5 protein-coding genes are annotated in these 4,791 nt (G+C 73.8%); 1 reads left to right on the top strand and 4 read right to left on the bottom strand.

Going from position 1 to position 4,791, the window contains the following annotated elements:
• The first annotated feature begins 91 nt into the window (after nt 1-91).
• Complete coding sequence (locus ABEB28_RS42655) at nt 92-910, top strand: enoyl-CoA hydratase-related protein (protein WP_345734020.1); 819 nt, start codon at nt 92-94, stop codon at nt 908-910.
• 48 nt (nt 911-958) lie between these two features.
• Here ABEB28_RS42655 and ABEB28_RS42650 read toward each other — a convergent pair whose 3' ends face one another.
• From ABEB28_RS42650 to ABEB28_RS42635, 4 genes are all read right to left on the bottom strand, one after another.
• A complete protein-coding gene (locus tag ABEB28_RS42650) occupies nt 959-1,954 on the bottom strand; it encodes a 2-dehydropantoate 2-reductase (RefSeq protein ID WP_345734019.1) in 996 nt (331 codons plus the stop codon).
• A complete protein-coding gene (locus ABEB28_RS42645) occupies nt 1,955-2,305 on the bottom strand; it encodes a hypothetical protein (RefSeq protein ID WP_345734018.1) in 351 nt (116 codons plus the stop codon).
• A 111-nt stretch (nt 2,306-2,416) separates the two neighbouring features.
• Nucleotides 2,417-3,361 carry a hypothetical protein gene (locus tag ABEB28_RS42640; RefSeq protein ID WP_345734017.1) on the bottom strand — a complete coding sequence of 315 codons (945 nt, stop codon included), beginning with the start codon at nt 3,359-3,361 and terminating at the stop codon, nt 2,417-2,419.
• A 17-nt stretch (nt 3,362-3,378) separates the two neighbouring features.
• On the bottom strand, nt 3,379-4,791 hold a 1,413-nt coding region (locus ABEB28_RS42635), incomplete at its 5' end, for an SbcC/MukB-like Walker B domain-containing protein (protein ID WP_345734016.1).

Here is a 4,791-nt window from a genome sequence, read left to right as displayed (position 1 = left end):
GCGGGCAGCGCGGGGGGCGGGCACGCGACACCGGCGCCGTACGGCCCGGTGCTCGCGTGCCGATCGAGCGAAATGTGCAAGGGTAGGTGATATGGAGCAATCGACCATGGGAGCGTCGGCGCCTGCCGACGCGGGCCGGCCCCTGGTGCGGACCCGTCTGGACGGCGCGGTCGCCGTCGTCATGCTCGACTCCCCGGCCAACCGCAACGCGCTCTCGCTACCGGTCGTGAACGGTCTGATCGACGCGATGCACACCGCGGCCCAGAACGAGGAGGTCCGGGTGGTCGTGCTGGTGTCCGAAGGCGAGGTGTTCTGCGCCGGCGCCGACTTCACCGAACTCACCGAGCCCGGTGACCACGATCCGACGGCCTGCGCCGACGCGCTGCTCACGCTGCTGCGGACGATGGTCGAGCTGCCGAAGCCGATCGTCACCCGGGTGCACGGCGAGGCGGTCGCGGCCGGGCTCGCCCTGGTCGGCGCGAGCGACCTGGTGATCTCGGAGCGCAGCGCGACCTACGGCTTCACCGAGACCCGCATCGGCCTGGCACCCGCGCTGGCCTCGCTCACGACGTTGCCGCGGATCGCGCCGCGGGCGGCGGCCAGGGCCTACCTGACCGGGGTGACGATCGACGCGGGGATCGCCGAGGAGATCGGCCTGGTCAGCCAGGTGGTCGACGACGAGATGCTGGACGCGGCGGTGGACTTCGCGGTCGCGAGCCTGCTGGCTGGGTCGCCGGGGGCGCTCGCGGCCACCAAGGAGATGCTCACCCGACCGATCCGCGCGAACCTGGCCGAGAACGGGCCGGACATGGTGAAGCTGTGGGCGCGGCTCTGCACGTCGGCCGAGGCCGGCGAGGGCATCGCCGCACTCGTCGAAAGCCGCCGCCCGGCGTGGGCAGTACCGGATTAGTGCACGGCACGTCGAGAACGACGCCCTCGACGGGCTCCAGGTCCGTATTTAGGGATGAAGACCACGGGTGCGCGCGGTGAGCCGGGTCAGGCCGTGGAGGGCGTCGGTGGACGGGGTCGGGACGCCTACGGCTGCCGCGATCTCGCGGACGGCGCCTACCAGCGCGTCCAGCTCGATCGGGCGGCCCGAGCGGGCGTCCTGCAGCATCGACGTCGTCATCGCGCCGAGCTTGCGGGTCACGACCATCCGGTCGGCGGGCGTCTCGTCGATGTGGCATCCGATCCGGTCGCCGACCTGTGCGGCCTCCCGCATCACCGCCACGCAGAACGCGTGCACCAGCGGATCGTCGAGGATCAGGTCACTGGTCGCACCGGTCAGCACCGAGACGGGGTTCATCGTCATGTTGCCCCAGAGCTTGTACCAGACGTCCGCCTGGATCCGCTCGGAGAGCGTCGCCGCGAACCCGGCCGCGGTGAGGAGACCGGTGACCTCGATGGCCCGCTCCGAGCGACTTCCGTCCGGCTCACCGACGATCAGCTCGCGCCCGGCGTTGGCGACCGCGTAACCCGGCTCGACCACCGACGCGCTGTAGTGGACGACGCCGCCCAGCACGCGGTCGGCGGGCACGGTCGCCGCGATCGCTCCGTCCGGATCCACCGCGCGCAACCGGAGGCCACGCAGCTCAGCGGGGATGCCGGCGCCCGCGGCGAAGAACCACCAGGGCACCCCGTTCATCGCGGTGAGCACCGTGGTGTGCGGCGCGAGCAGGGGCGGCAGCGCGCGGACGGCGTCGGCCAGCGCGGTTGCCTTGACCGCGAGCACCACCAGGTCCGCCTGGCCGAGCTCGGTCGGGTCGTCGCTCGCGGTGACCGGCGCGGTGAGGATCTCGCCGGACCGCGCATCTCGGAGGCGCCACCCGTGGGTGCGCAGCGCGTGGAGGGTGGCACCGCGCGCCAGCGCGGACGTACGGACGCCGGACGCGGCCAGGCGGGCTCCCAGGACCCCGCCGACCGCACCCGCGCCGACGATGCAGACGCTGCGCAACTACCCGAGAGCCTCGGAGCGGTCGACCGGGCCTTCGCCGACCGGCTCCTCCTGCGTCTTCAGGTAGAAGCTGGTGAGCCGGCCCCCGTTGTCCTCCGTCCACTCCGCGAAGACGGGGCTCTCGGTCTGCAGGATTCGGTGGTAGGTGTCGAAGTCCTCGACCGGCAGATAGGCCGTCAGCCGGTTCGGCGTGCTCAGGTTGCCCAGGCTGTTGCTGGGCGTGAACAGCACCACCGCGTCGGAGACCGGCGGACGTCCGTCCGGGTCGAAGACGAGGATGATCGAGTGCCAGGGAAACGGCCGCTCACCGGCGGTCTTGACCGCGCCGTAGGAGAGTACGTAGCGCGTCACGCGGAACGTCGGCACAGGAGTCCATTCAGGTCGAGGGACAAAACTGGCTCACGATAACGGTATCGGTACTCCGCGCCCCGGGCGTCCTGATCCTGACGGTGCGCGCCGGATTCAGGAGCGGGCCGCCGCGCGGAGCGCGCGGTACAGCAGACCGGGGTCGCCCAGCCGACGGCGGAGCGCACGCTCCAGCCCGGCGATCGGGTAGAGGTTCTGCGGTGCCCGCGAGTCCTTGAACTCCACCGACGCGTACCGGCAGAGCGTCTCCTGACTCAGGTTCGCGAGCGCGACGGCGTCCGCGGCGGTCAGGTCCGCCGCGCACTCCACCCGGACGACGCCGGCCCACGGCGCCCCGGCGGATCCGGGCAGCCGGATGTACCAGGCGTACCGGTCCCACGAGGTGCCCATCCGGAACACCGGCGACCGGTGCGCCGCCTCCAGCCGCGCCACCACGCCGTTGAGGTGAGCCGGGAGGTACTCCGCCCGGTGGGTCTTGATGAAGCCGATGGCTCGCGGCAGGTGCTGCCTGCCGCGCAGTGGGCCGTCGACGACCAGCAAGTCGGCACCGGTCGCGGCCGGGCTGAGGCCGTCGCGCGCCCGCCGTGCCGCCTCGACCTCCACGTCCGCGAGCTGGTTCTGGACGCCGAGGCTCAGCGCGTCCGCGTCGTCCCGCCGCACCTTGTGCAGCGCGTAGGTGCCGGCCGCGGTGGCCACCGGCGTCGCCTCCTCGGCCGCGGTGAACACTCCCCGGCGCACCTGGACGGTCGGGACGGTGGCACCGGAGTCCGTACAGCAGACGACACCGGCGGCGTACGAGGCACAAATCGCCAGCGACGCCGTCGGCCCGTTGTGCACCCAGAGCTGGGCGTCGATGCGGCGGACACCGTCGACGAACAGCACCGCGGAGGGCGCGCGGACCGGACTCGGCTCGATCGGCTTCCAATCGCCCGGATCACGCTCCACGTCGAGCTCGACCCGTGCCGTGGACCGCGTCCGGGCGGCGTCGTCCTCCGTGCTGGTGCCGTAGCCCGGATCCCAGGCGTCGACGCTGAACCGCACGTGCTCCCCCTCCGCTGTTAGTTCAGCACCTTGGTGACCACCGAGGTGCGCTGGTCGCGGCTGACCTCGAACCGTACCGGCACCCGCTCGGCGAGCGCGGCGACGTGCGTGACCAGCCCGACCATCCGGTCTCCCCCGGCCGCCAAGTTCTCCAACGTCGCGGCCACCACCTCGAGGGTGGCCTCGTCGAGCGTGCCGAAGCCCTCGTCGAGGAAGATCGAGTCGAGCCGGGCGGCGCCGGACGCGGCCATCGACGAGAGGTGGGCCGACAAGGCGAGCGCCAGCGCCAGGCTGGCCTGGAACGTCTCGCCGCCGGAGAGCGTCTTGACCGGCCGCCTGCTGTCGGCGTCCGCGTGGTCCACGACGACGAACTCGCCGGCCTCGTGGGTGAGCGCGAACTGACCGCCGGACAGCTCGCTCAACGTGGCGGACGCCTCGGCGACGAGCAGGTCGAGCGCGGAGGCCACCAGCCAGCGCGGGAACGCGTCGGACCGGAGCAGCTGACCGAGCTGGCGGGCCACCTGCTGGGCGGTCTCCGCCGCGTCTCGCCGTTCGACCAGCTCAGCGGCCTCCCGCCGCCGCTCCACGATCCGCCGTTCGGCGGCACGGGCCTCGGCGAGCGCGGTGGCGAGCGCCGGCGGGGCTGTCTCGGCCAGCGACCGGCCCGGAGACACCGGAACGTCCAGCGCGGCGAGCACCCCGGCGAGGTCGCGCTCCCGGTCGGCGAGTCGCCGGTCGGCTGCGTGAACGGCCTCCTCCGCGCCGGTGAGCTGCGTCGCTCGCGCCGCCGCGGCGGCGACGGCCCACTCGGCGAACGCGCGCCAGCCGCCCACCGGGTCGTCGGACGGGATCGCCGGGGCGCCCAGCGGCACCAGCGGCTCGCGGATCGCGGTGAGGCCGCGGACAGTGCCCGCGACCTGCTCGTACGCGGTCTTCTCGGCCCGCTGGGCGGCGGTCAGCGCGCTCCGGGCCGCCCGCAGCCGCTGGTCGGCGTCTTGCGCTGCCCGGTCGAGCGCGTCGAGCTCGGCCAGCGTCGCGGCGAGCGCGGCGGCGTCGGGTGCGTCGCCGAGCTGCGCGGTGAGCGCTTCGGCGGTGCGGTCGGCGGCGGCGAGTTCGGCGGCGACGCGCTGTTCGGCGCGGGCGGCCTCGGTGTGGGCCCGGCGTGCCTCCAGCAGGCGTTGCCCGGCCGCCGTCAGCGCGTGGTCGGCCGCGGTGAGGCGCTCCTCGGCCGCGGCGGCCTCTCGTCCTGCCTCGTCGAGCACGCTCGCCCGCTGCTGCGCCGCGGATGCCGCCCAGGCGGCCAACGCTGCCCAGCCGGCCGCGACGTCCTCGACCAGGCCCGCCGGTGCGCCGAGCGGTGCCAGCGCGTCCCGGGCCTCGCGGAGCGCGGTACGGACGCCGCTCGATTCGGCGTCGACCTTGGCCGCATC

Source organism: Cryptosporangium minutisporangium, from assembly GCF_039536245.1.
GTDB lineage: Bacteria > Actinomycetota > Actinomycetes > Mycobacteriales > Cryptosporangiaceae > Cryptosporangium > Cryptosporangium minutisporangium.
The sequence above is the reverse complement of the archived record's forward strand: the minus strand, read 5'-3'. Positions and strand labels throughout refer to the sequence as shown.

Coding starts and splice junctions, on each gene's coding strand:
- ABEB28_RS42655 (WP_345734020.1), top strand. CDS start 92: ATGGAGCAATCGACCATGGGAGCGTCGGCGCCTGCCGACGCGGGCCGG.